The following is a 3,716-nucleotide window of genomic DNA, read 5'->3' on the forward strand; positions in this document are numbered from 1 at the left end:
CCGAGAGTTCAGCCTTTAATGTCAGTAATCTGCTGACGGGCTGGATTAGTTATTTACGGACTGGCTACCGTGATTCACTAATCAACGAATCGCACTTTCATCCTTGATAGATACTTGTGAGTGGTAGCGTAAGACATCAGGAGAATCATGGTGTTGACGCAGCATTGCTTGTGCTGGCTGTACACTCCATCCACATACAGTTAACGCTAGGAATACAACTAGGGCACAACGCCAAAAATATTGTTGGAATTTTCGCTTCATGTGACGAAATAAATCTGCATAAGAATGATAATCGCGGTAGTGGAGGGAGAGGCTGCTGTAGCTAAAGTTTCTTCATGTTTATATCTCTGTGGAATAGATGTGTGTCAAGCACTCTCGGGTAAATAAATTTGGCTCTCCCAGACTAGTTATAAAAAAATAATACTTGATATCGGGTTAAATGCTTATATAGTAAGGGATTCAAGAAGAACAAAGCATATTTTTATTAAATCTTCGATTTATTTTAGACAAACCTTGTTATATCAATTGTTTTAGCCGTTTTTTGGTGTTAATTTATCAACCCAAGTTTAGGATAGCCATAAATTTTTACCTCTGCAATGAGGTATTCGCTGCCGGTAGAAAGACTTTCAATTGCCGGGTGAGGAGTTTGGAACCAGAGCAAGGCGGCACAATTCAAGCGATCGCTTTAACTACTAGCGTGGAGGGATAAAAGCCTGTGGGGCAATCCTAGAAGACTTGTGTGTAAACAATAGCATGAGTTCGGAGTATCACTGCATCTCTACTCAGGTCATAGCAAACTTGCTGGAAATCGACTTCTACCTTTCTCCACAGGATGACGCTAGCTAAACAAGCGATTAAACTATGGATAATATCAAGCAAGTGTTGCTTTTAGCACCACTTACATAAATTTAATTTCATTGTTACATCTAAAATCTGATCCTGCTATATAAATATCGATTATGTCAGTGTATCAAGGAAGTTGTGGGGAGACCGCCGATTTGATTATTGGTGTTCACAACCAAGAAAGCCGCGAATTACAAGCAAATTCTGCTCCTGTAAATGCTCTTGCTACCAGACAAGGAACTTTTTCTACGTTTCTTGCTCCCCTGACTCAAGATACTTTTAAACAAGTCGTTAAGGATGTCGAGCAAAAATTACAGATTGTCCATCAAACCCTATCAATGCTAGATTCTCAGGGTTTTGAAACTCTTCTGCAAGAAATGTTGCATTCGATAACCTTGAAAACCGGGGAATTACTGGGGGCAGACCGGACGACAATATTTTTATTGGATGAAGAAAAACAAGAACTCTGGTCAATTCTGGCTGAGGGGGAGGGCGATCGCTCTTTAGAAATTCGTATCCCTGCGAATAAAGGCATTGCTGGGGAAGTCGCCACTTTTAAGCAAGTTATTAATATTCCCTTTGATTTTTATAACGATCCGCGATCGCATTTTGCCCAAGAACAAGAAAAAAGGACTGGCTATCGCACCTATACCATGCTGGCTTTGCCATTGTTAAATGAACATGGGCAATTAGTTGCAGTAGTACAATTGCTGAATAAATTAAAATCTGGAAATAATCACGATACTCCACTTGCAGAGCGCATTGATACCAAAGGTTTTATCTGTGCTGACGAACAATTATTTCAAGAATTTGCCCCTTCGATTCGCCTAATTTTAGAATCCTCGCGCTCTTTTTATGTCGCCACCCAAAAACAAAGAGCAGTGGCGGCGCTGATGAAGGCAATCAAGTCTTTATCTCAAAGCAGTCTTGACTTAGAAGACACATTAAAGCGGGTGATGGATGAAGCCAAGGAACTGATGAATGCCGATCGCAGTACATTATGGTTAATAGACCGCGATCGCCATGAATTGTGGACGAAAATCACCCAAGATGATGGTTCAACTAAGGAGTTACGAGTCCCCGTAGGTAAAGGCTTTGCTGGTATAGTAGGGGCTTCTGGCAAGAAATTGAATATTGCCTTTGATTTGTACTACCATCCTGACTCTGATACTGCCAAACAACTCGACCAGCAAAATGGCTATCGCACCTGTAGCTTGCTTTGTATGCCAGTATTTAACGCCGATCAACAACTGATTGGTGTTACCCAACTAGTAAATAAAAAGAAAAGTGGAGATTTTCCTCCTTATAATCCAGCTGATTGGCCCAAAGCTCCCGACTGCTTCCAAGCTAGCTTTGACCGCAACGATGAAGAATTCATGGAAGCTTTTAATATTCAAGCGGGAGTAGCGCTGCAAAATGCTCAGTTGTTTGCCACAGTCAAGCAACAAGAACAAATGCAACGAGACATTCTGCGTAGTCTTTCTAACGGAGTAGTTTCCACTGATAAAGCTGGGTTAATTATCGCCGCTAATGAAAGTGCCAAACGTTTGCTAGGACTGGAGCCAGAAGACCGTTTAGAAGGCAAATTAGTTACTGATGCGATCGGCATCAAAGAAGGTGACTTTAGCAAGTGGTATCAGGATGCTTTACATGCAGCCGACTTAAAAGGCCGCCAGCAGTATTACCCCGATCGCACACTATTAACTACTGGTACAGAACAGCACAGTATCAATTTATCGATTAACACAATTGCTGATGCTAGCGATCAAGAGCAAGTCCGTGGGGCGCTGGTGGTAATGGAAGATATTAGTGATGAAAAGCGGCTCAAGAGTACGATGTACCGCTACATGACTCAGGAATTAGCCGAAGAATTGCTGAAATTGGATGATGCTAAACTAGGAGGCGATCGCAAAGAAGTTTCGATTTTATTTTCCGATATTCGCGGCTACACCACTTTGACAGAAAACTTGGAAGCAGAAGAAGTGGTGAGTATGCTCAATGAATATTTTGAATCAATGGTAGAAGCAGTCTTTAAACATAAAGGCACCCTTGATAAATACATTGGCGATGCGATTATGGCTGTGTTTGGTTCTCCCTTACCCTTAGAAGAACACGCTTGGATGGCAGTGCAAACATCCTTAGAAATGCGCCATCGCCTGCACGAATTTAATCAACGTCGTTATGCAGATGATAAGCCTAGAATCAAGATAGGCATTGGCATCAATTCTGATACCGTGATTAGTGGGAATATTGGCTCTAGCAAGCGGATGGAATTTACCGCTATTGGCGATGGCGTTAATCTTGGTTCTAGATTAGAAAGTGTTAGTAAACAGTATGGTTGCGATATTATTATTAGCCATAACACTTTTAAACCATGTCAAGATCAGATTTGGGCTAGAGAACTAGATTACATTCGTGTCAAAGGCAGAAATGAGCCAATAGCCATATATGAATTACTAGGTTTGCGTTCCAACCCTATTGAAAGCGAAAAATTGCAAGTGATTGAGCACTATCATAAAGGGCGCAAATATTACCTCAATCGCCAGTTTTCCTTTGCTAGAGCCGAGTTTGCCAAAGTTTTGGCAGCAGACAACCATGACAAAGCTGCTATGTTGCATCTGTTGCGTTGTCAGCATTGGTTACAATCACCTCCAACAGAATCAGATTGGGATGAAGGAGTCTGGACGTTTCAGGAAAAATAACTGGTCAAGTCGCTTCTCTACGAGACGCTGCGCGAACGCTCCAATTAAAAATTGATAAACCAATTCGCAATTCGCAATTCGCAATTCGCAATTCGCAATTCGCAATTACGTTTTATCACAGGGTTTTAACCCCGTGACAAAACTTTTCGCCTTCAAAGGCGAGGTTTTAGA

Annotated in this window: 2 protein-coding genes; one reads left to right on the plus strand and one right to left on the minus strand. The window is 41.6% G+C overall.

Annotated features, from left to right (window positions below):
* Positions 1-81: 81 nt before the first annotated feature.
* The gene (locus tag H6G26_RS39865) at positions 82-261 is read right to left on the minus strand and encodes a hypothetical protein (protein WP_190737453.1); all 180 of its coding nucleotides are present in this window, start codon (positions 259-261) and stop codon (positions 82-84) included.
* A 698-nt stretch (positions 262-959) separates the two neighbouring features.
* Here H6G26_RS39865 and H6G26_RS39870 point away from each other — a divergent pair.
* Complete coding sequence (locus H6G26_RS39870; protein WP_190737451.1) at positions 960-3,545, plus strand: adenylate/guanylate cyclase domain-containing protein; 2,586 nt, start codon at positions 960-962, stop codon at positions 3,543-3,545.
* Positions 3,546-3,716 lie beyond the last annotated feature (171 nt).

It is taken from the genome of Nostoc sp. FACHB-888 (assembly GCF_014696655.1).
Taxonomy (GTDB): Bacteria; Cyanobacteriota; Cyanobacteriia; order Cyanobacteriales; family Nostocaceae; genus Nostoc.